General features: G+C 63.7%; 20 protein-coding genes. 10 read left to right on the forward strand and 10 right to left on the reverse strand.

Features of this window, described 5'->3' with window-relative positions; all coding sequences use genetic code 11:
• The 6 genes from C2L80_RS09165 to uvrB all read left to right on the forward strand — a co-directional run.
• Nucleotides 1–678 (forward strand): sugar-transfer associated ATP-grasp domain-containing protein (locus C2L80_RS09165; RefSeq protein ID WP_204600569.1); only part of this gene is annotated, 678 nt, incomplete at its 5' end.
• A gap of 31 nt (nt 679–709) precedes the next feature.
• Nucleotides 710–2,182, forward strand: coding sequence for a GNAT family N-acetyltransferase (locus C2L80_RS09170; RefSeq protein ID WP_103263066.1), 1,473 nt, complete (start codon nt 710–712; stop codon nt 2,180–2,182).
• Entirely contained in the window at nt 2,179–3,066 is an 888-nt protein-coding gene (gene rfbA / locus C2L80_RS09175) for a glucose-1-phosphate thymidylyltransferase RfbA (RefSeq protein ID WP_103263067.1), read from the forward strand. Before C2L80_RS09170 ends, rfbA begins: the two co-directional genes overlap by 4 nt.
• A 55-nt stretch (nt 3,067–3,121) precedes the next feature.
• Nucleotides 3,122–4,117 (forward strand): dTDP-glucose 4,6-dehydratase, encoded by a 996-nt coding sequence (rfbB, locus tag C2L80_RS09180; protein WP_103263068.1) that lies wholly within the window; start codon nt 3,122–3,124, stop codon nt 4,115–4,117.
• A 266-nt stretch (nt 4,118–4,383) separates the two neighbouring features.
• Nucleotides 4,384–5,739, forward strand: coding sequence for an ATP-binding protein (locus C2L80_RS09185; protein ID WP_103263069.1), 1,356 nt, complete (start codon nt 4,384–4,386; stop codon nt 5,737–5,739).
• A gap of 101 nt (nt 5,740–5,840) precedes the next feature.
• Complete coding sequence (uvrB, locus tag C2L80_RS09190) at nt 5,841–7,991, forward strand: excinuclease ABC subunit UvrB (protein WP_092199193.1); 2,151 nt, start codon at nt 5,841–5,843, stop codon at nt 7,989–7,991.
• 16 nt (nt 7,992–8,007) lie between these two features.
• Here the strand turns inward: uvrB and C2L80_RS09195 are convergent, their stop codons facing one another.
• The 8 genes from C2L80_RS09195 to C2L80_RS09230 form a co-directional block, all read right to left on the reverse strand.
• Nucleotides 8,008–9,357: an ATP-binding protein gene (locus C2L80_RS09195; RefSeq protein ID WP_087196013.1), complete on the reverse strand. Its 1,350-nt coding sequence runs from the start codon at nt 9,355–9,357 to the stop codon at nt 8,008–8,010.
• Nucleotides 9,358–9,531: 174 nt separating this feature from the next.
• On the reverse strand, nt 9,532–10,836 hold the full coding sequence (locus tag C2L80_RS09200; RefSeq protein WP_103263070.1) for an MFS transporter: 1,305 nt from the start codon (nt 10,834–10,836) through the stop codon (nt 9,532–9,534).
• A 565-nt stretch (nt 10,837–11,401) separates the two neighbouring features.
• A complete protein-coding gene (locus tag C2L80_RS09205) occupies nt 11,402–12,319 on the reverse strand; it encodes a glycoside hydrolase family 25 protein (RefSeq protein ID WP_103263071.1) in 918 nt (305 codons plus the stop codon).
• Nucleotides 12,320–12,985: 666 nt separating this feature from the next.
• Nucleotides 12,986–13,750 carry a biosynthetic peptidoglycan transglycosylase gene (locus C2L80_RS09210; RefSeq protein WP_103263072.1) on the reverse strand — a complete coding sequence of 255 codons (765 nt, stop codon included), beginning with the start codon at nt 13,748–13,750 and terminating at the stop codon, nt 12,986–12,988.
• 297 nt (nt 13,751–14,047) lie between these two features.
• Nucleotides 14,048–14,713, reverse strand: a complete 666-nt coding sequence (locus C2L80_RS09215) for an ABC-2 transporter permease (RefSeq protein ID WP_087196017.1) — start codon at nt 14,711–14,713, stop codon at nt 14,048–14,050.
• Between the two features lie 29 nt (nt 14,714–14,742).
• Nucleotides 14,743–15,441, reverse strand: coding sequence for an ABC-2 transporter permease (locus C2L80_RS09220; RefSeq protein WP_103263073.1), 699 nt, complete (start codon nt 15,439–15,441; stop codon nt 14,743–14,745).
• Nucleotides 15,438–16,328 (reverse strand): ABC transporter ATP-binding protein, encoded by an 891-nt coding sequence (locus C2L80_RS09225; protein ID WP_103263074.1) that lies wholly within the window; start codon nt 16,326–16,328, stop codon nt 15,438–15,440. The genes C2L80_RS09220 and C2L80_RS09225 overlap by 4 nt, the downstream gene beginning before the upstream one ends.
• Complete coding sequence (locus tag C2L80_RS09230) at nt 16,325–16,705, reverse strand: GntR family transcriptional regulator (RefSeq protein WP_103263075.1); 381 nt, start codon at nt 16,703–16,705, stop codon at nt 16,325–16,327. The genes C2L80_RS09225 and C2L80_RS09230 overlap by 4 nt, the downstream gene beginning before the upstream one ends.
• A 397-nt stretch (nt 16,706–17,102) precedes the next feature.
• Here C2L80_RS09230 and C2L80_RS09235 point away from each other — a divergent pair, with 397 nt between their 5' ends.
• Both C2L80_RS09235 and C2L80_RS09240 read left to right on the forward strand, forming a co-directional pair.
• Nucleotides 17,103–17,459: a type II toxin-antitoxin system RelB/DinJ family antitoxin gene (locus C2L80_RS09235; protein WP_157941056.1), complete on the forward strand. Its 357-nt coding sequence runs from the start codon at nt 17,103–17,105 to the stop codon at nt 17,457–17,459.
• Nucleotides 17,443–17,889, forward strand: a complete 447-nt coding sequence (locus C2L80_RS09240) for a PIN domain-containing protein (RefSeq protein ID WP_092199164.1) — start codon at nt 17,443–17,445, stop codon at nt 17,887–17,889. Before C2L80_RS09235 ends, C2L80_RS09240 begins: the two co-directional genes overlap by 17 nt.
• Before the next feature lie 12 nt (nt 17,890–17,901).
• Here the strand turns inward: C2L80_RS09240 and C2L80_RS09245 are convergent, their stop codons facing one another.
• Nucleotides 17,902–18,693, reverse strand: a complete 792-nt coding sequence (locus tag C2L80_RS09245; RefSeq protein ID WP_103263076.1) for an EFR1 family ferrodoxin — start codon at nt 18,691–18,693, stop codon at nt 17,902–17,904.
• A gap of 509 nt (nt 18,694–19,202) precedes the next feature.
• Here C2L80_RS09245 and C2L80_RS09250 point away from each other — a divergent pair.
• Nucleotides 19,203–19,565, forward strand: a complete 363-nt coding sequence (locus tag C2L80_RS09250) for an arsenate reductase family protein (protein ID WP_103263077.1) — start codon at nt 19,203–19,205, stop codon at nt 19,563–19,565.
• Nucleotides 19,566–19,693: 128 nt separating this feature from the next.
• On the opposite strand, the gene dtd is transcribed toward C2L80_RS09250, so the two are convergent.
• Complete coding sequence (gene dtd, locus C2L80_RS09255; RefSeq protein WP_087196025.1) at nt 19,694–20,140, reverse strand: D-aminoacyl-tRNA deacylase; 447 nt, start codon at nt 20,138–20,140, stop codon at nt 19,694–19,696.
• Between the two features lie 397 nt (nt 20,141–20,537).
• On the opposite strand from dtd, the gene bilS reads away from it, so the two are divergent.
• Entirely contained in the window at nt 20,538–21,050 is a 513-nt protein-coding gene (bilS, locus tag C2L80_RS09260) for a flavodoxin family protein BilS (protein ID WP_103263078.1), read from the forward strand.
• The last annotated feature ends 576 nt before the right edge of the window (nt 21,051–21,626 follow it).

The raw sequence follows: 21,626 nt of genomic DNA on the forward strand, positions 1-21,626 counted from the left end.
GGGGGTGGGGTGTTCTCGATTGTGGAGAAACTCGGTAGGGTCGTGGTAAAGCGTTTGGGTGGTAGCGGAGGCGAAGGTTTTTCGCGCGTCGAACTTGGGGAGAGAACCGGATCTTTGGTCGTGAATGGCATCGAAATCGCTGCCGACGATTATTATTCGACGCTTATCTCCTCGGGTTCCGAATTCGTTATGACTGAAGAAGTAAGGCAATGTCATAAGTATCAACAGGCTTGGCCCGATGTATGCCATTGCATCAGGATTCAAACAGCATCCACTCCTAGCGGATCGCGCATTTTGTTCAACTTCGTCCGGTTTGGCGGTGCTGGGCAAGATTGGTGCACGGGCCATACGCTTGGTGGGTCGGTCTTCGGGGAAGTGGATTCTCAGGGATCGATAGAGGCCGTGTACAGATTCGAGGACGGTGCAGTTCGACGGTACTCTGAGCATCCCGATACGGGCGTCAGAATAACGGGCAAGGTTCCGAATTGGAATTTGATTTGCGAAAAATGCCTCGAAATGCACGAATACCTAAGCGATTTGGATTACTTGGGGTGGGATATTGCTGCGACGGATGAGGGCTTCACGATCCTTGAAGTGAACAGCCTCTCTGCCATTTCCCCCGTTCAGTTTTTTCATCCCATCAGAAGAGATGAAGAACTGAATAGGTTTTTCTCGTGAGCGCTGCTCTACATAGGTTAGGAGTGCATCTGTGGCTATAGCGAAGACCGAATTGGCGAGATTCCTTTGCGATGTGGATGACTTGTTTCCCGTTCCCCTTTCGGAGAAGGTTGACATCGGGGAGTATGCCGAGAAATTGCTCTCTTACGCGACGCTTGTCCCCGAATTCAGGGAGGGGAGGCTTGCGGGTCTTGTGGCGGGCTATACGGACAATCTTCCTCCGGAAGGTCTTGCCTACGTAGCTCTTGTTGGGGTGAGGAGGGATTTCCAGCGCCGCGGCATAGCGAAAAAGCTCGTCGAGGATTTTATCGACGTTTGCAGACGGAAGGGGATACGGGGGCTCCATCTGTACACCGATGCGGATAATCGCGGAGCAGTGCATCTATACCACGGGCTGGGATTCGAGAGGGTCACGTCTTTTGAGGATCGGAGGCCGAACGACATTCATTTCAGGATGATGATCGACCGCCCCGTTGTTCGTTCGGGTGATGTCGCCGCGCGAGAGGGGAAGGGCTCCACTGCCCTTGTAACCGCGATAGGATCTTTCTCTGCGGAAGCGGTGATTTCTGGGCTTCACCGCTCGGGGCTGAGGGTTGTTGGATGCGACATCAACCCGCGTGCGTGGCTTGCGAATGCGATCGATGTCGACGTGTTTCGTAAAATTCCTGCCGCAAAGGATGGTGAGTCTTTCGTCGCGGCCCTTTTCGATGCGTGTCGAGTAGAAGGGGCGACGTGCATACTGCCCTTGACGGATTACGAGGTCGATGTTCTTAGCGTTTGCAGAAGCAGCTTCGAGGAGCGGGGGATCCGTCTCATGCTCTCACCGAAACGCGCGGTTGAGGTGTGTCGCAACAAGCTGATGTTCTCTTCTTACTTCGAGCGCGGTGTGGATGGCGTTGAGGTGATTCCCGCAAAACCCGTAGGAGATTCGTGCCCCTTTGCGTTTCCCGTGGTGTGCAAGCCCGTCGACGGAAGAAGCAGCGAAGGGGTTGTGGTGCTGAATAGCCGAGCAGAATGGATGGCTTTTGCTCCTCGGGAGGGGTATGTTGTCCAACCTTTTGTAAGAGGTCGCATTGTGACTGTTGATGTTGTGAGGCATCCTTCTTCTGGTCGCGTCGTGTCTGTTCCCCGAATTGAGCTATTGCGAACCCCGAACGGGGCGGGAACCTCGGTTTTCGTGTTCCGTGATGCCGTGCTGGAGAGGGCTTGCGCCTTTATCGCAAAAAAACTCGGCGTTGTCGGGTGTGTCAATTTCGAGTTCATACGCGATGCAGGCGGAATCTACCATTTGCTTGAGTGTAATCCTCGCTTTTCGGGAGGATTGTCGTTTACTTGCGGAATAGGTTACGACGTAATAGGAAACCATTTGGCGTGTTTCTCGGGATCCGAGGACATAGAGCCTCTTCAGGACTATCAACCGAGGTTTTTCGCGCGCAGATACGAGCAATGGACAACTTGGACGGGCGACAGGGACGTTGCTTCGGCGTTGAAGGAGATCTCATGAAAGGCATCATACTCGCGGGTGGGTCGGGGACCCGGCTGCACCCCATCACCAAGGCGGTCAGCAAGCAGCTGCTGCCCATCTACGACAAGCCGCTCGTGTACTACCCGCTCTCCGTGCTGATGCTCGCCGGCATCCGCGAGGTGCTGGTCATCTCCACCCCGCGCGACGTGCCGGCCTACCGGGAGCTCCTCGGCGACGGCTCGTCTCTGGGCATGCGCCTGGAGTACGCCGAGCAGGCCGAGCCGCGCGGGCTCGCGGAGGCGTTCGCCATCGGGAGGGCGTTCCTCGCCGGCGGGCCGTGCGCGCTCGTCCTGGGCGACAACATGTTCCACGGCCAGGACCTCACGCGCGTCCTGTCGCGCGCCCGCGGCAGGGTGGAGCGCGAGGGCGGGGCCGTGGTGTTCGGCTACCCGGTGAAGGATCCGCGGGCCTTCGGGGTGGTGGAGTTCGACGAGGGCCGCCGCGTCGTGGGGATCGAGGAGAAGCCGGAGCGCCCCAAGAGCAGCTACGCCGTGCCGGGGCTCTACTTCTACGACGGCGGGGCGTGCGACGTCGCGGCGGAGGTCGAGCCCTCCGAGCGCGGGGAGCTCGAGATCACGAGCGTCAACAACGCCTACCTGCGCGAGGGCCGGCTCTCGGTCGAGCTCATGGGGCGCGGCATGGCGTGGCTCGACACCGGCACGCCCGAGGGCATGCTGAAGGCGGCCGAGTACGTGGAGGCGGTCCAGAGCCGCCAGGGCTACTACATCGCCTGCATCGAGGAGATCGCCTACCGGCGGGGCTTCATCGGCGCCGGGCGCCTGCTCGACCTGGGGCGGGCGCTGGGCAAGACCGACTACGGCAGGTACCTGATAAGCGTCGCCCGCGAGGGCGAGAGGGAATAGGGGCGAACGGGGCGGCGCCGGCCGCCCCGTTCGCGCTGCGGCATCGGAGGGAACCTTGAAAAACATCATAGTCACGGGCGGGTGCGGGTTCATCGGGAGCAACTTCGTGCGCTGGGTGGCCGAGCATCATCCGCAGGTGCGCATGACGGTGCTGGACAAGCTGACCTACGCGGGCAACCCCGCCAACATCGAGGGCGTGCCGAACGTCGAGCTCGTGGTGGGCGACGTCTGCGACGCGGCCCTGCTGTCCGAGGTGGTGCCCGGGCGCGACGCCGTCGTGCACTTCGCGGCGGAGAGCCACAACGACAACTCCATCGCGGGCCCCGAGCCCTTCCTCAGGACGAACGTGGAGGGCACCTACCGCCTTTTGGAGGCGTGCCGCGAGCACGGCGTGCGCCTGCACCACGTCTCCACCGACGAGGTCTACGGCGACCTCGCGCTCGACGACCCCGCGCGCTTCACCGAGGAGACGCCCTACCGCCCGAGCAGCCCCTACTCCAGCACGAAGGCGGCGAGCGACATGCTGGTGCGCGCCTGGGCGCGCACCTACGGCGTGGCCGCCACCATCTCGAACTGCTCGAACAACTACGGCCCCTACCAGCACGTGGAGAAGTTCATCCCGCGCCAGGTCACCAACGTCCTGCGCGGCGAGCGGCCGAAGCTCTACGGCGACGGGCTCAACGTGCGCGACTGGATCCACGTGGAGGACCACTCCTCCGCCGTGTGGGCCGTCCTCGAGCGCGGCCGCGTCGGCGAGACCTACCTCGTCGGCGCCGACGGGGAGCGCTCCAACCTGGACGTGCTGCGCGCCGTCCTGCGCGTGATGGGCGAGCCCGAGGACGCCTTCGACCGGGTGCGCGACCGCCCCGGCCACGACCGGCGCTACGCCATCGACGCGTCGAAGATCCGCCGCGAGCTGGGCTGGAGGCCCCGCCGCGCCGACTTCCTCGAGGGCCTGGCCGAGACGGTGGCCTGGTACGGGGCCAACCGCGCCTGGTGGGAGCCGGCCAAGGACGCGGCCGAGGAGAGGTACCGCGCGCAGAGGCGGTGACCGGGCCTTGCTGAAGGGGGCCGGGTTTCGCCTCCCCGTCCTTCCCGTTGCGCGTCCGTCGCGCTGCGGGGTTGTCGGCGTTTGAGGTCTGGCGAAAACTCTTTTGGCATGGTTCGTGCCATAAATTCTTCGTTGGTAATAAATATAGTTACCAGCATAGTGCAAACAGCACGATTTGCGAGGATGTCTTGATAGTAAATCTTGACGTTCTAAACGGCAAGATTTACTATCATCTTGCCGTTTAGAACGTCAAGACAGGACCAGACATGAACGCCATCGTCGTCGAGAAGCTACAGGATTTCTTCGAGCAGGGAATCCCGCCTGTGTTCGAGCGCGATCTGTCGCTGGGCGATATCCTGGAGCCGGCGCGCGGCAACCTCGCCACGGTGGTGACCGGCGTGCGGCGTTGCGGTAAGACCTACCGCCTCTACCAGGAGATGCACCGGATCGTCGAGGCGGGTTATCCGCAGGAATCCATCCTCTACTTCAACTTCGAGGACGAGCGCCTCAAGCCTTACACGCCGCAGCTGCTCTCGGATGTCGTCGAAGCGTTCTTCTCCTTGCGTCCCCGCGCCCAGCGGGACGGTGCTTTTTTCTTCTTCGACGAGATCCAGGAGGTGCCCGAATGGGGCACGTTCTTGCGGCGCATGGTCGATACGCGGAAGGCGACCATATACGTGACGGGCTCTTCGTCCAAGATGCTTTCGGCCAATCTGGCGAGCGAGTTCCGCGGCCGCGCGCTTTCGCGCGAGCTGTTCCCCCTCAGTTTTTCGGAGTTCGCCCGCTTTCACGGGGTCGAGACGGGGTCGCGGCTGGACGACGGTTCACGGGCGATCGGGTCCATGGCGCGCGCGTCGTTGCGGCGTGCGCTCTCCGCATATCTGGAACGCGGCGGGTTCGTGCCCGTCCAGCGTCTTTCCAGCTCCGATTCGGTTCAACTTCTGCAGGAGTACGCCTACCGCACGGTCAACCTCGACGTCATCGAGCGCTACAACGTGCGAAATCCTGTTCTGGCCTCCCAATTTCTATCCCGCTGTCTCGCCTCTTCGGCGTGCGAGCTTTCCTTGAACAAGACCGCGGCGGCGTTCAAGAGCGCGGGCGTGTCCACCTCGCGCGAAACGCTGTCGAACCTGCTCGGCTTCTACGAGGAGGCGTACCTTCTTTTCAAAGTGGACGAGTTCACACGGGTGCTTGCCGACAACCCGCGCTCCGTCTCCAAGGTGTACGCGGTCGACCCCGGCATGCTCATGGCGTTCTCGTCGGCGGCTGCGCGCGATGAGGCGCAACGGCTTGAGACGGCGGTGTTCATGAAGCTGCGGCGGGATGCGGGCTCTCTGCGCAAGGGGGCGGTGTCGCGTTTGCTTTTGCGGGACGGCGCGCGACATGAAGTCGATTTCGTGGTGGGCGATGCCCTTGTGCGCGAAGCCTCCGAGTTGGTGCAGGTGACGTGCGGCATGCGGGAGGAGAAGACGCGCCGTCGGGAGGTTTCTGCCCTGCGCGCGGGCATGGCCGCGCTCGGCGTGCGCGAGGGCTGGGTTGTCACGCTGGACGAAGAGGGGGAGATCGCGGTGGACGAGGGCGTCGTCCATGTGGTTCCCGCATGGAGGTGGCTTTTGGATTGACGGGGGCAGTTGTGTCAAAACGCATTCATTTAACGAACATCCGTTCATTTTTCTGAAAGATGTGCTAGACTGCTCTTCTAACCATTCGCGGAGGGAGCATCATGGCGCATCTTTCCAACATAGAGGGCATCGAGATGGAGGGCAAGCTGCCGGAGGTGCGGCTGGCCACGACGCCGTTCAAAGTGGTGTCGCCGTTCGAGATGTCGGGCGATCAGCCGCAAGCCGTGGAGAAGCTGGCGCGTGGGGTGGAGGAGGGGTTGCGCTACCAGACGCTTCTGGGCGTGACCGGCTCCGGCAAGACGTTCACGATGGCGAAGACCATCGAGGCCGTGCAGAAGCCCACGCTCGTCATGGCACCGAATAAGACGCTCGCGGCCCAGCTGGCCAGCGAGCTGAAGGAGTTCTTCCCGGACAACTCGGTGGTGTACTTCGTCAGCTACTACGACTACTACCAGCCCGAAGCCTACGTCCCCTCGTCGGACACCTTCATCGAGAAGGACGCCTCCATCAACGAGGAGGTGGAGAAGCTGCGCCATGCGGCCACGTCGGCTCTGCTGTCGCGGCGCGACTGCATTGTGGTGGCAAGCGTGTCGTGCATCTACGGTATCGGCAGCCCGATGGACTACGCGGGCATGGCCGTGTTCGTGGACAAGCAGAAGGAGATGGATCGCGACGACGTCATCCACGAGCTTATCGACATCCAGTACGACCGCAACGACTACGAGCTGAAACGCGGCACGTTCCGCGTGCGGGGCGACTCGCTCGACGTGTTCCCGCCGTATGCCGACAACCCCGTGCGCATCGACTTCTGGGGCGACGAGATCGAGGCTATCGCCGAGATCGACCATGTCACAGGCGAGGTGCTGAACGAATACGAGGCGCTGCCCATCTGGCCGGCGTCGCATTACGTGACGGCGCGTCCGAAGATGGACCGCGCGCTCGGCACCATCCGCGACGAGCTGCGCGAACGTCTGCAGCAATTCAAGGACGAGGGCAAACTGCTCGAGGCCCAGCGGCTGGAGATGCGCGTGAACTACGACTTGGAGATGCTCGAGACGATGGGGTTCTGCTCCGGCATCGAGAACTACTCGCGGCACATGGACGGCCGCGCGCCCGGCGAGCCGCCTTACACGCTCATCGACTACTTCCCGAAAGACTTCCTGTGCATCATCGACGAGAGCCACGTGACCGTGCCGCAGATCCGCGGCATGCACGAGGGCGACCGCTCGCGCAAGATCACGCTCGCCGAGCACGGGTTCCGTCTGCCCAGCTGCTTGGACAACCGCCCGTTGCGCTTTGACGAGTTCGAGGCGCGCGTGCCGCAGTTCATCTACGTGTCGGCCACGCCGGGCGACTACGAGCAGAAGGTGAGCCAGCAGCAGGTGGAGCAGATCATTCGCCCGACGGGCCTTTTGGATCCCGAGATCATCGTGCGCGGAAGCGCTTCGCAGATCGACGACATCATAGACGAGGCGAAGGAGCGCGCCGCCCGCGACGAGCGTGTGCTCATCACCACGCTTACGAAGAAGATGGCCGAGGACCTGACCGACCACCTGCTCGACCAGGGCGTGAAGGCGCGCTACATGCACTCCGACATCGCGACGCTCGAGCGCGTGGAGATACTGCGCGACCTGCGGCGTGGCGAGTTCGACGTGCTGGTGGGCATCAACCTTCTGCGCGAGGGCCTGGACTTGCCGGAGGTGTCGCTCGTGGCCATCCTCGACGCCGACAAGGAGGGGTTCCTGCGCAACCACCGCTCGCTCATCCAGACGATCGGCCGCGCGGCCCGCAACGTGTCGGGTCAGGTGATCATGTACGCCGACAAGATCACCGACTCCATGGACCTCGCCATTGAAGAGACACGCCGTCGCCGCGCCATTCAGATGACCTACAACGAGGAGCACGGCATCGAGCCGCAGACCATCCGCAAAGCCATCAACGACATCATAAGCTACGTGACCGACGAGATGGGCAACACCACCGCCGAGCAGGTGAACAAGGAGCTCGCGGAGCTGTCGCGCGAGGAAGTGCTGCGCATCATATCGTCCATGGAAGACGACATGGCCGAGGCGTCCAGGAACATGGACTTCGAGGAAGCCGCCCGTCTGCGCGACCAGGTGGTGAAGCTGCGCGTTCAGGTGGAGGGCTCAAGCGAGGAGGACGTGCTAAAGGATCTCAAGAAAGGCGCGCGCAAGGGCAGCGCCTACGGCAACCGCAAGCACGCCGCCTACGGGGGCGCCCGGAGGTCGTAGGGGGGGCGCAGTGTTCCTAGGAGGAAGTGTTTAAAGCCCACTTCCAAGCGGGGACGATGCGGACGGTGCCGTGTTCGACGGTTGCGCGCCCCTCCTCTCGCAACGTCACCACGATGCCCTTCTCGAGCCTTGTTCGAGCCAAAGCGGCATCGAGCGAATCCAGCTCGCGGCGGCGGGTTTTGTCCTGCGCCAAGGTGGCAGATACCTGCACAAGGGCGTAGGGTTCGCTGGAAAGCGCGTCCCCCACAAGGAAATCGACCTTTTCCCGCCGTTGCCCGGGCACGGTGTATGAGGTGATGACCTCGGTTCGCTTGCCTGCCATGCGATGCCTCAATTCGAGGAACACGGCCGTTTCGAATCGCTTGCCCACGTCCTGCTGATTGGCCCGTGATACGGCATAGGCCATGCCCGGATCGACGGCGTAGGCTTTGCGGGTGGCGGTCGAGTCGGGTTTGAGGGCGGTGGTGTACTCGGAGAGCGTGTAGTAGAGAAACGCTTGCTGGAACAATTCGTCGAGGCGGTTGATCTTGTTCCAGTACGCTTTGAACCCCGCCTTCTGCAGCTCTTCGGCGAGGTTGTTGATGGAAAGTTCGCATGCGGTGTTGCGCAGCGCGTAGAGCGCGTACTGGTTCGCGAGGGAGATGTCCTCGCGGCCGAATCGCTCTGCCACATCGCGCGCCACCACATCGCGAACGTATCCTTGCAGAAGGTCGATCTGCTCGGCGGGAAGCAAGCGTTGAATGCCCGGAAACCCTCCCTCCACAAGATAGCGGTCGTAGAGCGTTTCGTAACGAAGGACGCTTTGGGGGGAGAACGCCGTTTCTTCTCCATCGGGCACCTCGGCACCGTTGAACACGCAGTACTCCCTGAAGGAAAGCGGCATCATTTCGTGCGGATAGGAGCGACCTCGGAACTGGGTCGCTATTTCGTCGGAGGTGAGCTTGGAGGACGACCCGGTTATAACCAAGGTGACGCGCTCGTGTTCCGCGATTCTCTGGCATGAGCCCTGCCAGTCGGGGCATTCCTGCACTTCGTCGAGGAACAGGTATGCGCCTTGGGATTGCGCCGAGGGAACCTGTCGATAATATTCGTCCACGACGTCCATGAGCACGGTCGGGGCGAGGGGTTTCAACCGTGCGTCTGCGAAATTGAAGTAAAGCATGTGGGCGCGGGGAACCCCTTTGTCAAGCAGCTGGTTGATCTTTTGGAAGAGGTAGAAGGTTTTACCGCATCTGCGCACGCCGGTGATGATGTGGACCAAGTTGAAGAGCGCCGGTTCGGGCAGGGTAAGGATGACCTCCGCTCTTGGCAAGGGGCGGGGGAAGGGGAACTCGAGTGATTCTTTCACAAGGCTGGAATAGTCCATGGAGTCCTCCAACTTCTAAAAATTCTTAATAAGATCGTAGCATAACTTCTTAAAATTTTTTAGAAGTTTGAGAAACAAGTTCCTAAAACTTTTAAGAAGTTGGTTTGTCGAGGGCGCGTAGACGCACGCGGTGCTCTCGTTCGCAGAGCGACGTGAGTTGGCGGGTGCGGGCGCTCAAGCGTTTGCGCGGATGCCGTCGTTGCCGCCGTCGCTCTCGGTCGCTTCGTCCGCGCTCTCGTCGAGCGCTCGCACGCTTTTCGGCAGGTACATGAGCGCTCCGAGCGCCGCAAGGCCCGCGCCGGCGACCACGAAGAACGGTGCCACGCCGATCGCCTCTGCTAGCACGCCTCCCAAGGCCACGCCCAAAGGCGCCGCGAGTCCTGTGGCGGCCGTGGTGAAGCCCATCACGCGTCCGAGCTTTTCAGGGGCGACGGAGCGTTGGAGGATGGTCATGAACGGTCCGTTGAACCACGCGCAGACGACGGCGGAAATGCCGGTGAGGACGGCGAACGCCGCGAACCCCTCGCGCGGCAAAAGTCCGCACACGCAGGTGAGCGCGCCGGCGCCGACGAGCGAGAGCACGATGACGGGCACGAGCCTCTTGCCGCCGCCCCAGACCATCAGGGCGACGGAGCTGACGAGCATGCCTCCTCCCCACAGCGCTTCGACGAGCGCCGCCTCGAACCCGCCGCCTCCGAAGTGGTCGTAGGTCATGAGCGGGAACACCGTCCCCCAGGGCGCCATGATCATGCTTCCCGCCACCAGGCTGACGATGAGGATCTTCAGCCCGCGCCGCGACGACACGGCGCGCCAGCCGTCCCGCAGGTTCGCGAGCACGCGCTGGTTCGCGGCATCGACATCGCGCGCGGAGGGTATCTTCGCCAGCAGAAGGCCCAGGACGGCCAGAAGGGCGCCGCCGAAATCGAGGAACATGACGGTGTACAGGCCCTGCGTGGTGTAGAGGAAGATGCCGATGGCCGGCGAGCCGATGGCCGCGACGCTCGCAAGCGTCTGGATGAGGCTGTTGATGCGCAGAAGATGCCGTTCGGGCACGAGCAGCGGAAGCGAGGCCATGAGGGCGGGGCTGTGGAACGCCTGACCGACGCTGCGCGCCACGACGAGCGTCATGAGCGTCGCGAACGTCACCTCTCCGACGAGCAGCGCGATGCCGATGCCGAGCGACACGATGCCGATGCCGAGGTCGGCGGCCACCATGATGGCCTTGCGGTTGCAACGGTCCGCGACGACGCCACCGAAGGGGGAGATGAGCCCTTGGGGCAGGTAGGCGCAGATGCTTGCGGCCGCGAGCATGAGGGCGCTGCCGGTTGTCTCGGTGACATGCCAGATGACGGCCCAGCCGGCTGCGTAGCTGGTGATCATCGAAAACGACTGTCCTGCGAAGATGACGGCGACGACGGCGAGCCACCGCTTCGGCAGCGCGCGTCCGGCTGCGCTCAGGGGCGCGAGGGATTCGTTCATGGCAAGGCTCCTTTGCAAGTGACGTTCAGGCGCTTTCAATCATGCGGTTGCGGCGGCGGTTGCTCCACCTATTCCGGTTGGAAATGCGGTCGAGAAAGGGAAAGCGCGCGTTGCGCCGCGCAAAGCGCACGAAAGGGCGGGTTGCGAGGTGGTTGCTAGAGGGAGGGTTGCGACTGTCCAGCCATGAAGGCGCGACTCCTTGCGTCGATGGATCGGATGCGTGAGGGCCAGTGTAGCACAGCCGTCTGCCCACGCCAACGAGAGGCGGGTTCGGCTTGGCGTTGCGAGCGCGCCGAAATCGAGGGATCGTGCGCCCGCAGAGGGTTTGCGAAGCCTTCGCGGTTTCGGACGGATTCCTTCATGGTTGCGGCGGGATGGGGCAGCGGAGCGCCTCCGATTTCAAAGCTGCTCGCTATCGGAGCTTGGTATTGGATGGGGCGGGTCGCGGACGGGGCAGCCTTCTGGTGGCGAGGCCGGTTGCGACGGGGCGGCGCTCGGACGGGTTCGTCCGCGCTCGGCCCTCCGCTTGCACGGTTCGCGAGCACGCCCTTGCGGATGCGACACGCTATGGGGCGGCGGGCAAAAGCAGGTCGAGGTCGACGGCGGTCGAGATGCCGACCACGCTGCAGTCGTTTGTGTACTGCCAGATGGCGAAGTCGAACTGCGCGTTCGGCACGGCGGCGTCGTACTCGGCGAACCACACCGGTCGATGGCCGAGCGCCTCGTCCAACCGCTCGGCCGCCGCCTGCGTGCCGTCGATGGCGCAGAAGCGCGCCATATCGCTTCTGTTGCCGTAGACCATCGTGTCGTATCCCGCCGCTTCAAGCCGCTCGCAGAACGTCGCCATGCAGTCGGCGAGGGTTTGCCTGTCCAGATCGTTCGCACGTCCGGCTCCGTCGGAGACGGGCTCGTGGTCGAACACCACCGGCAGTGCGAGGCTGCGGCCCGCCAGAAGGTCCACGACGAAATCGGCCTCTTCCCGCGCTTCGTCCGCGTTGGTCGCCTGCGAGAAGAAGTATGCTCCCACCGCAAGCCCTGCCGCTTCGGCGCCGTCGAGGTTTTCGGCGTAACGCGCATCGGCGTAGAGGGCTCCTTCGGTGTAGCCTCGGTTGCCCACGCGCACGAATGCGAAATCGATGCCATCGGCGGCAACGGCCTGCCAGTCGATCGCGCCTTGATGCTCGGACACGTCCACGCCCAGCTGGGAGCGCACCTCGCCGTCCTCGACGTAAGCCAGTCGGTCGGCGGTGCGTTCGAGGGCCGTCCAATCGTAAGGGCTCGCGTAGGGTGCGGAAGCGCTTTCGTCGGCGGCGAACGTGCCGCATCTTCCCAAGACAGCGAGAAGGCAGATGAGCGCAGCGATGCCGACGATCGCCGCCGCGCGCGTGGCGGCGCGGGGGAGGGTGGATGCGGACGTGCGGGCCCGCGCAGCGGGCCGGGAGGCTCCGCGAGGGGGAGGTGTTCGTTTCGTCGGTCGTCTCATGGGGGCATCCTAGCAAAACGGTGGCCGAGCGCTCGCGACCGTCCCTTCTGCCCACCGCGTCTCCAGAAGTCGGGCGGGTCGTTTTGGAGGGCGAGGGCGCAGACGAGGCGCGGATAACGGTTCGGCGGCAAAAGGGCGCTTCGTGGCGCGACGACGTTTGTCCAGTCGAAGCCCCGCTTCTCTCCGCTGCATCCGGATTGCGCGACCGTTCTGCGCCCTCCTTGCTCGGACTGTGGTCGCTTTCCGAGAGGATGTCGCGCGCAGGAGGCTGGGCGTGGGCCGATGGCGGTTCGGTCGTACGTTCGCCTTTTCTGCATAATTTTTCGTTTGGTGAACGGTTTTTGACGGGTGCAAGGAAATCGGGGAAAGGAGAGGCGGTCGCAAATCTTGGTGACGTGGAAAACGTCGAAAGCGAAGCCCCTTTGCGCGGACGTCGGGACTGCACGGATGGCAAAACCGTTCGCCAAACGAAAAATTTTGCGCAATCGGAGGTCTGGCACGAGGCAAAATCGGAATCCTCCGACATCTTGGGCGAAGACGGGCCGTCGGGATCGGAAGCCTCGCGCTGAGCTGGCGAGAAGCCCTCAAATCGGCATGGCGAGGTCCTCTTGGGACGCTCGGTCGTCCAACAAGGCGGGGTGCCGATGGCATGCTGCGACCTTCGCCTTACGCGCTTTGCCAAGCAGGGGGCTCTTTCGCGGCAGCTCGTGCGACGATGAGGCGCGCGTCGCCGCGTTCCAGATAGTCGTAGGCGACAAGCTTCTCCAGCACGTGCTCCTGCCGTTTGCGGGCGAGCTCGGAGTGCTCGGAGAGCGCGTAGGCGCTCGGGGCGTTCGGGATGCCGGCGAGCAGCGTGCATTCGTCGGCGGTGAGGTCGGCGGGCCTCTTGCCGAAGTAGCCTTCGCTTGCCGGGCCGATGCCGGTGTGCCCATCGCCGAAGTAGATCGAGTTCACGTACAGTTCGAGGATGGTTCGCTTCGAGAAGTGCTGCTCCATCGTGAGAGCCATGAACACCTCGGCCACTTTGCGCTCGATGGTCTGCTCCTGCGTGAAGTACTGGTTTTTCGCCAGCTGTTGGGTGATGGTGCTGCCGCCTTCGACGATGGCGCCGGCGCGCAGGTTGTTCACGAGGGCGCGCATTGTGGCGATAGCATCGAATCCGGGATGCGCGTAGAAGCGGTGGTCCTCCACGGCGACGGTGGCTTGCAGGTAGAGGTCGGGCAGCTCGTCGACGGAGGTGAAGCCCGCCTGTTGCTCGATGCGCGCGGCCATGTCGTCGAGGCTCATCTGCTCAAGCGCCTCCCGATACACGTTGAATCCGCGTGCGGTGAAGTACAGCGCGACGAGGACGCAGAGGATGAGCGCGACCGCGCAGGTGCGGGCGACGATCGCTGCGATCACGCCTGCGGTCGAACGGGGCTTCGCGGTCATGGCTCCTCCTCACCGGGGCTCGTCAGTTGGTGCGACGCGTTTTCACTCTGAAGCCAGTAAACCAGACGCACCTTACCGCTGCCTTACGCGCCGCTTGCTCCGTCCTTGCGTTTCTGCAAGGTGGTGGCTTTTCGTGGTCGGCGGGTTTCGGCGGGCAGGCTTCGGTTTTGCGAAGCGGCACCACGCGCGCTTGCTCTGTGGCGAAACGGGTTTGACGATGGCGGTGCAGCGAGAGGCGCAAGGAAAAGGGCTTTCGCGTCGACGCGGGAGCGTTCGGAACGCTCGCGGGCGGTTTCGTCACAGCTCGCGCCTCGAGAAGATGCGCGTGGCGAGCGCCGCCGAGGCTATGAACCATACGGCGGCAACCGCGAGCAAGCCGGCTGCGAGCAGCGCGGGAGGAGCCGGCAGAGGCGGCCTTGCGTTTATGGCCAGCAAAAACGAGAGCATCGAGAGGGCGCACATGGCGAGCGACGCGCCAAGCGTGCTGCCGCGCCAGGCGATGAGCGGCAGCACGATGCCCGCCGCGACGAGCGCCAAAGACATGCTCGCGCAACAGCACAGCGCGAGCATGGTCGTGTCGATGCCGGTTGCGGCGGTGGGAAGGATGGCGATTTCGCCGAGGGTTGGAACTGCTGCGAAAAGGACGGCGACCAGGAGGTTCGTTCCGGCGGTTAGCGCGACGGCACCTGCGACGACGAGGGCGGCGACGGCAAAACGCGCTGCCACCGCCTCTGCGCGCGTGATCGGCAGCGCGAGGCGCAAGCGATTCCAGCCGCACCGCTCCTCGTCGATCGCAAGCGCCTGGATGAGCGCGAGGGTTTCGGGCACGGCGACGAGGAGCACGGTTGACGGCGAGTTGACGAGGAGGAGCTCGGTTGCCAGCAGCACGATCGTCCACCGGATCGCATCTGTGCGCAATCGGGGCGCTGCGAAGGCGAGGTCGGACAGCACGGCGGTTTTCATGAGGCTCCCTTTCCGCAGCGTTTTCGGCGCTACAGCTCGCGTTTGGCGTACAGCTTCACCGACAGCGCGGCCGAGGCCGCGTACAGGGCTGCGACGACGGCGAGCGTCCCGGCGGCGACCGCTGCGGTTCCGGCGGGCGTCTCGAGCAAATTGCCCACGTTGCTCAGTAACTCTGCCGGAACGCTGTTGCCGCCCACTTGGAAACCGATGACGACGGCGAAGACGACGACGAGCGGCAGGTAGCGCACGCCCTTCGTCATGCCGAACCGCGAGAACAAGGGCATGATGAGGGAGAGCATGAGCAGGATGATGACCAAGCTGGCGACGCACGCGAAGGCAATCGCCTGCCAGGAGTAGTCCACCAGAAGGCTGGCGAGCTGCGGCACGCTCGGGACGGCGTGGGCAAGGGCGACGAGGAGGAAGGTGACGAGCAGCCCTCCGACGACCCCGGCCAGGCTGATCAGGGCCAGGCTGGCGTAGCGGCCTCTGATGATGTCGGCGCGCGTAAGGGGCAGCGCCAGACGGAACTGCTGCCAGTCGGCGCGTTCGTCAAGCGACAGGATGACGATGGACAGTGAGAAGGGTATCATGACGCCGACAGCCGGAGCGACCACGTACGGCGTCTCCAGCATGATGGCGATGAACACGCCGACGATCGAGGCGGTGATCAGTTGCTGGATGAGGTATTTCTTGGCGATCATGAAGTCGGATACAACCATGGCTTTCATCGGATCTCTCCTTTCAGCATGAGAGCCAGGTACGTGTCGATGTCCGCTTTGTCGAGCGCGACGCCCTTGAAGCTCTCGGAGAACGCGAAGCGGTCGGGCGCGAGCACGTCGATGCCGTACGGGTGGCGCAGGCTGCGCAGCTCGCCCGGGGCGAAGAACCCGCTGGCCGCGATGCGCTCGAACTCGGCGGCGCGGCAATGCGCGATGCCGGCGAGGTCGGTGATGGCGTCCTTTTCGACGGAGAACACGATGCGGCCCTCGTCGATGCACACCACGTAGTCGGCGATCTTCTCGAGGTCGCTCGTGATGTGGCTCGACATGAGGATGCCGTGGCGCTCGTCGCGCATGTAGTCGCGCAGACAGTCGAGCGTCGCGTCGCGGGCGAGCGGATCGAGGCCGGCCGTTGCCTCGTCGAGGATGAGCAGGTCGGGGTCGTGCGAAAGCGCGCAGGCCAGCGACAGCTTCATGCTCATGCCGCGCGAGAGGTCCTTCACGGCGCGGTTCTTCGGCAGCTCGAACTGGGCGAGCCGCTGCTCGAAATCCGCGGCGCTCCACGCCTCATAGCTGTAGGACATGAGCCGGCCCACGGCCTCGACGGTCATCTCCTCGGGAAACGAGCACGTGTCGAACACCACGCCGACACGCTGTTTCGCCTGCTTGACGGCCTTCGCGCTGGCGTGCTCGCCCACGTTCTGGCCGAAAAGCTCGATGGAGCCCGCATCGGGGAAGACGAGGCCCAGCACGGATTTGATGGTGGTGGTCTTGCCGGCTCCGTTCGAGCCGACCAACCCCACGACGCTGCCGGCGGGAACCGTCAGGTCGATGTCTTTCAAGTCGAAGCCGTCGTAGCGCTTCGACAGGCTGCGGATGCGAAGAAGGTCGTTCATCGGTCGTCACTTTCTGCGATGAGGTCGAGCATGTCGTGGAGCTCTTGGACGGTCACGTTCGCGGCGCGCGCCTCGTCGACGGCTTGCACGAGCAGCCCCTCGATGGCGCGGAGGCGCTCCTCGCGCAAAAGCTCCTTGTTGCCGCCGGCCACGAAGCTGCCCTTGCCCTGCACCGTCTCGATGAAGCCCTGGGCCTCCAGCTCCGCGTAGGCGCGCTTGGTCGTGATCACGCTGATGCGCAGGTCGCTGGCGAGCGTTCGGATGGAGGGCAGCTGCTGCCCCTCGTCCAGCCCGCCTGAGAGGATGAGGGCTTTCATCTGCGAGACGATTTGCTCGTAGATGGGCTTGTCGCTCGCGTTCGAGATGATGATGTCCAAGATGCTCCCTTTTCCGGTGCCAATGCGTCGTGCCGTTCGCCGCGCTTGCCGATGGCTTTCGGCGAGCGCGCTGTTTCGTCGTTCGCGCCGCGTCGCCGCATGGGCGGTGCGCGGATGCCGCTGCGCGGACGGCGCGGGCGCTCCGGCGTCCCGGCGCGCCCGGTGGGCGCTCGGCGGCGTCCCGCCTTGCGCCCGCGGAGGATGCGGGCACGTTCCCCGCCTCCTCCGCATCGGGCACTTCTCGCGCGGCCTCCTTGCGGTCACCGTGCATTGTGTATATACCCGATATGCACACTATAATCACTAGGCACACGGTGGTCAAGGGGAATTTTCGAGAATAATTTGCTTGAAAGTAATACGGTATTACAATATACTGATCATGTTGAAAGGGGGACGCATGGGAACTGTGCTCGTCAAGAAGCGATCGCGCAGCAAGCGAGACGATGCCATTGTCACCGCTCGCGTGCCGGTGGAGATCAAGCGGCAGGGAAACGCCGTTCTCAAGAAGATCGGCTCGACTCCCACCGAGCTGGTCAATGCCGCTTACCGATACGTTCTCGAGCGGGAGGAGTTGCCGGTTGAGGCTCGCGAGCTCAAGCCGCGCGTCATAAGGTTGACCGACGAGCAAAAGCAGACGTTGAGAGATCGTAACGAGCGAGCGACATGCGTTGTCCCGGAATCGTTTTGGCAAGGCAAGTCGTACAAGGACTTGCTGGAGGAGGCGATGAGGGAGAAGTATGAAGCTCTTGCTTGACACGAACGTTCTCGTGGACTACTTCGGGGCACGGCGGCCTTTTTGCGATCAATGGGAACTGATCAACGCTTTGCAAATGACGGGATATGCCGAGCTATGGGCATCGGCTGAATCGTACACGGATGCGTTCTACCTGTTGCGGAGAGCTGTCGGCTCTGAGAAGCTTCAGGACATGTTTCTCGAAAGCCTCTCGTTTGTGAGGGTGTGCTCGGTGGACGAGGACGATATTCGCAAAGCGGCAGAGCGATCATGGTCCGATTTCGAAGACTGCCTGATCGCCGTATGCGCCGAGAAGGTGAAAGCAGACTACATCATTACGCGCGATGCGGGCGGGTTCAAACGTTCGAAAATACCGGCAATGGATGCGCCGTCGTTTTTCACGATGCTCGAAGAGGATTACGGCATCGTCTACGAAATGACTGACTGGTAGCACGGGGCATTCCTATGCGCCCTTCCTTTCGGCGAGGACGGGGTTGGCGTAGCGACCGCGGGTTTCAGTGCGCTTCCCGTATTGGATGGAGTTGGTGGGGCAGCGGTGCAGGCAGGCCAAGCATCGGGTGCAGCCCATTTCGGCCCAGCGGGGCGTGCCCTCGATCAGGGTGATGGTGTTCGTGGGGCACAGCTCGGCGCATCTGCCGCAGTGGATGCAGGTGGGCAGCGTGTGGAACGAGGCCGTGGGGCACGGTTTCTCGTCCCTCTCGAAGGCTGCGGACAAAAGGACGCCGACGGGATTGCGGTGTTCGGCATGCACGCGTTCGCGTTGCCTGACGCGCTCGGCCACTCGTCGTGCTTCGAGCTCGGCGTTGGCCAGAAGCTGCTCGCGCCGTTCGCCCTGCGCGGGCGCGTAGAGGAACGTGCAGTTGCCCACCGAGCGCACGCTGAACGACGCGTCCAGGTTGATTCCTTGGCTGGCAAGCAGACGCGTTTCGAAGACGCGCGCGGCGTTGCCGACGAATCTGCCGCAGCTGACGACCGCGAAGCAGTAGCCGGGAGCGAACGCCTCCCTGTTGCCGGTGCGGAACCGGGCGAGCTTGACGAACGTATCGACGATGGCGGGGGTGGTCCAGTAGTAGGTGGGGAAGACGAATCCGAGCTGCTCGCCTTGCTCGAGCGTGAAGTCGAAGTCCTTGCGCTTGTACGACGCGCCGATGTCGGCGAGCATGTCGCCGGTCGCACGCGCGATGGTCTGCGCTGCGGCGAGCGAGTTGCCGGTGCCGGTGAAATAGAAGATCATGGCGCGTCCTTTCCGCATGCGTTCGGGATTCGACGGGGCCAGTATAGCAAGGGGCGCGCGAGCGCGTCCGTTTCGGCATGGAGGCGTTTTCCGCAGGGCGTTCGATTCGCGGGCGCGCGGGCATGCGGATGGCGCGCTGATGTGCGCTTGGGCGATGCTCTCGAAGCGCGGTTGGTGGGGCGGTCCGCGGGCGCGCGAGCACGCAGCTGGCGCGGAGCGTTGCGGTTGGCGCGGTCGCGGGGTTGCCGTGGGGCGTCGAGGATTGGCGAACATGAGCTCGTGTCAATCCTGGTTTACTACAGGTGGTCCATCATGGGTCGGAAAGGCCGGCGCGGTCGTTCTCGATGAGGGCGGGCGCGTTTCGGGCGACACCGTATCGAAGGGGTCTGCGGGGGAAGGGCGAAGGATGAGCGGGCCCGTTGCGCCACACCGGCTTTGCACGCGGGTTGCGTCGGTGCGATCTGGTATGATGGGCGACGCGATAGGGAAGCGAACCGAGGAGGAGCCGCATGGCAGAGGTGCTGTTCGTCGAGTATCCGAAGTGCTCGACCTGCAAGAAGGCGAAGGCGTGGCTCGACGCACACGGCGTGGCGTACGTCGACCGGCATATCGTCGAGGACAATCCCACGGCTGAGGAGTTGGCGGCGTGGCATGCGAGGAGCGGGCTGCCGTTGCGCCGCTTCTTCAACACGAGCGGCATGCTGTACCGCGAGCGCAACGTGAAGGCGCTTCTGGATGCGGGCATGTCGGACGCGGAGGCGTACGCGCTTTTGGCTGAGAACGGCATGCTGGTGAAGCGTCCGCTCGTGGTGGGCGAGGACTTCGTGCTCGTGGGCTTCAAAGAGGCCGAGTGGGAGCGCGCCCTGTTGTAGGCGCGTTCGCGGGAGTTGGAGGGCGGGGAGGCTGGCGAACGCATCGCGTCGGAGGGGTCTGCCGTTCGGAAAGGCGCGCACCGATGCGCGCCGGATGCCCTTGCGCGAAGGCGACCTTCTCGAAGGGGTTACAGCGCGTCGGTGTCGAGCCAGAGCGTGAAGGGCCCGTCGTTGACCAGACTCACGTCCATGGAAGCGCCGAACCGGCCCGTTTCCACCCGGGGCACATCGCGGCGGGCGCGCTCGACGAACGCCTCGTAGAGGCGCATCGCCTCGGCGGGTGCGCCGGCGTGCGTGAAGGAGGGGCGGTTGCCCTTCTTGCAGGTAGCGAACAGCGTGAACTGCGAAACCACGAGCACGTCCCCGTTCACGTCGGCAAGCGAGAGGTTCGTCTTTCCGTCGGCGTCCTCGAAGATGCGCAGGCGGGATATCTTGCCCCATAGGCGCTCGACGTCGGCCTCGGCGTCGTCGCGGCCGACTCCCAAAAGGATGACGAGGCCGCGCCCGATCGAGCCGACCGTCTCGGCGTCGATGTCCACCTGCGCGCGCTTGACGCGCTGAACGACCGCTCTCATGGGCGCTCCTCTCGTCGTTTCCGTTCCGATTCTCTCTTCCGTTGTGCCGGCCTGCGCGCTCGGGACGTCGGTGGTCGTGCTCGCGGTCGCGCTCGGTTGGTCGGCGCGTTCGCCATCGCCTCGCGTCGGTCGGAGCGTTCGCGAGGCGGCTCGGGTTGCTCCGCGGTGACAGTATAGCATGGAGCCTTCGTGCCCGTCGGCTGTTGGAACGGGGCGCTTGGGAGTTGTGCTGGACGGTCGCGCGCGGAGGGCGACCGTCGGCGACGGAATGGCGATCATGTGCGTCGTGTTTACCCTGCGCATGCCGAGGTGTATAACAAAGCGAAAACCAAGACGGGCGCGCGGCTCGCGCGGATGGGATGTGCGGCATGCGCGGATTCGCAGGGAAGGACGGCGTATGGACTACGTGGTCGTGTACGACAGCAGGACCGGAAACACCGAGGCGCTTGCGCGCGCCGTGGCCGATGCGCTGCCCGAGGAGGGGCGGCTTGCGTTCGGGCGCGTGGAGGAGGTGGGCGCGTCGGCGCTTTCGCGGGCTGAGCGGGTGTACGCGGGCTTCTGGACGAATCGCGGCGACTGCTCTGACGGGATGGCCGAGCTTTTGTCCTCGCTCGGCGGCAAGGAGGTGTTCTTGTTCGGCACGGCCGGCTTCGGCACGGACGAGACGTATTTCGCAGGCGTGATGGCGCGTGCTGCGGCGCACGTGCCCGAGTCGGCGAAGATCGTGGGCACGTTCATGTGCCAGGGCCGCATGCCGGCGAGCGTGCGCGAGCGCTACGAGCGCCAGGCCGAGGCGCATCCGGTGCAGGCGGCGCGCATGGCCCAGCTCATCGAGAACTTCGACGTCGCCCTTGCCCATCCCGACGCCGACGATCTGGCGCGTCTGCGCGAAAAGGTGTCGTCGCTGTGACACATCTTGCCGACCTGTCCGATATCGGGCCGCATGCCCTTGGGTGATCAGTCGAAACGGGTATCGAGACGCCAGACGACCTGAGGGCGCTCGGTGCCGGGTTGCATATCGTCGAGGGTTCAGCTGGGGCGACCGTCGAGCCGCTCGGCGATCTGTGGGTGCTCGGGTTTGATCGAGCGTAGTGGAGGGCGCGGCTTGTTGATGGGGCCTTGATGATGGGGGATGCAAGAGGATTCGCTCAGGGTCGTGGTTGAGCAAGGTGGGGATGCCCTTGCGTCTTCTGCGAGTTGTCGGAGATGCCGGAGGTGCCGGGGATGGCGGGGATGTCGGAGGCGCCGGAGGCGCTACGGTAAGAAATCCGACGATTCTCATCGATATTGTACCGTTTTACCCTATTGCAAAGCTTAGGTTTACATAATAATGCCCATTTTTGTTGCATTTGCAACAAAAAGGGGGTGCGGACGTTTTTCCGGACGGCCTAGGCGGCCAGCCCCAGCCGCCTCCTGCGGCCGGCTATCGTATCGTACACCTTGCGCCCTCCCTCGTCGAACGCCTTCAGCCTCCCCTCCCGGTACC

The organism is Rubneribacter badeniensis (assembly GCF_002899695.1).
Taxonomy (GTDB): Bacteria; Actinomycetota; Coriobacteriia; order Coriobacteriales; family Eggerthellaceae; genus Rubneribacter; species Rubneribacter badeniensis.

What these genes read in the sequence shown, in the direction of transcription:
- rfbA (WP_103263067.1), top strand. Translation starts at nt 2,179, where the DNA reads ATGAAAGGCATCATACTCGCGGGTGGGTCGGGGACCCGGCTGCACCCC.
- C2L80_RS09185 (WP_103263069.1), top strand. Translation starts at nt 4,384, where the DNA reads ATGAACGCCATCGTCGTCGAGAAGCTACAGGATTTCTTCGAGCAGGGA.
- uvrB (WP_092199193.1), top strand. Translation starts at nt 5,841, where the DNA reads ATGGCGCATCTTTCCAACATAGAGGGCATCGAGATGGAGGGCAAGCTG.
- C2L80_RS09195 (WP_087196013.1), bottom strand. Translation starts at nt 9,357, where the DNA reads ATGGACTATTCCAGCCTTGTGAAAGAATCACTCGAGTTCCCCTTCCCC.
- C2L80_RS09200 (WP_103263070.1), bottom strand. Translation starts at nt 10,836, where the DNA reads ATGAACGAATCCCTCGCGCCCCTGAGCGCAGCCGGACGCGCGCTGCCG.
- C2L80_RS09205 (WP_103263071.1), bottom strand. Translation starts at nt 12,319, where the DNA reads ATGAGACGACCGACGAAACGAACACCTCCCCCTCGCGGAGCCTCCCGG.
- C2L80_RS09210 (WP_103263072.1), bottom strand. Translation starts at nt 13,750, where the DNA reads ATGACCGCGAAGCCCCGTTCGACCGCAGGCGTGATCGCAGCGATCGTC.
- C2L80_RS09215 (WP_087196017.1), bottom strand. Translation starts at nt 14,713, where the DNA reads ATGAAAACCGCCGTGCTGTCCGACCTCGCCTTCGCAGCGCCCCGATTG.
- C2L80_RS09220 (WP_103263073.1), bottom strand. Translation starts at nt 15,441, where the DNA reads ATGAAAGCCATGGTTGTATCCGACTTCATGATCGCCAAGAAATACCTC.
- C2L80_RS09225 (WP_103263074.1), bottom strand. Translation starts at nt 16,328, where the DNA reads ATGAACGACCTTCTTCGCATCCGCAGCCTGTCGAAGCGCTACGACGGC.
- C2L80_RS09235 (WP_157941056.1), top strand. Translation starts at nt 17,103, where the DNA reads ATGGGAACTGTGCTCGTCAAGAAGCGATCGCGCAGCAAGCGAGACGAT.
- C2L80_RS09240 (WP_092199164.1), top strand. Translation starts at nt 17,443, where the DNA reads ATGAAGCTCTTGCTTGACACGAACGTTCTCGTGGACTACTTCGGGGCA.
- C2L80_RS09245 (WP_103263076.1), bottom strand. Translation starts at nt 18,693, where the DNA reads ATGATCTTCTATTTCACCGGCACCGGCAACTCGCTCGCCGCAGCGCAG.
- C2L80_RS09250 (WP_103263077.1), top strand. Translation starts at nt 19,203, where the DNA reads ATGGCAGAGGTGCTGTTCGTCGAGTATCCGAAGTGCTCGACCTGCAAG.
- dtd (WP_087196025.1), bottom strand. Translation starts at nt 20,140, where the DNA reads ATGAGAGCGGTCGTTCAGCGCGTCAAGCGCGCGCAGGTGGACATCGAC.
- bilS (WP_103263078.1), top strand. Translation starts at nt 20,538, where the DNA reads ATGGACTACGTGGTCGTGTACGACAGCAGGACCGGAAACACCGAGGCG.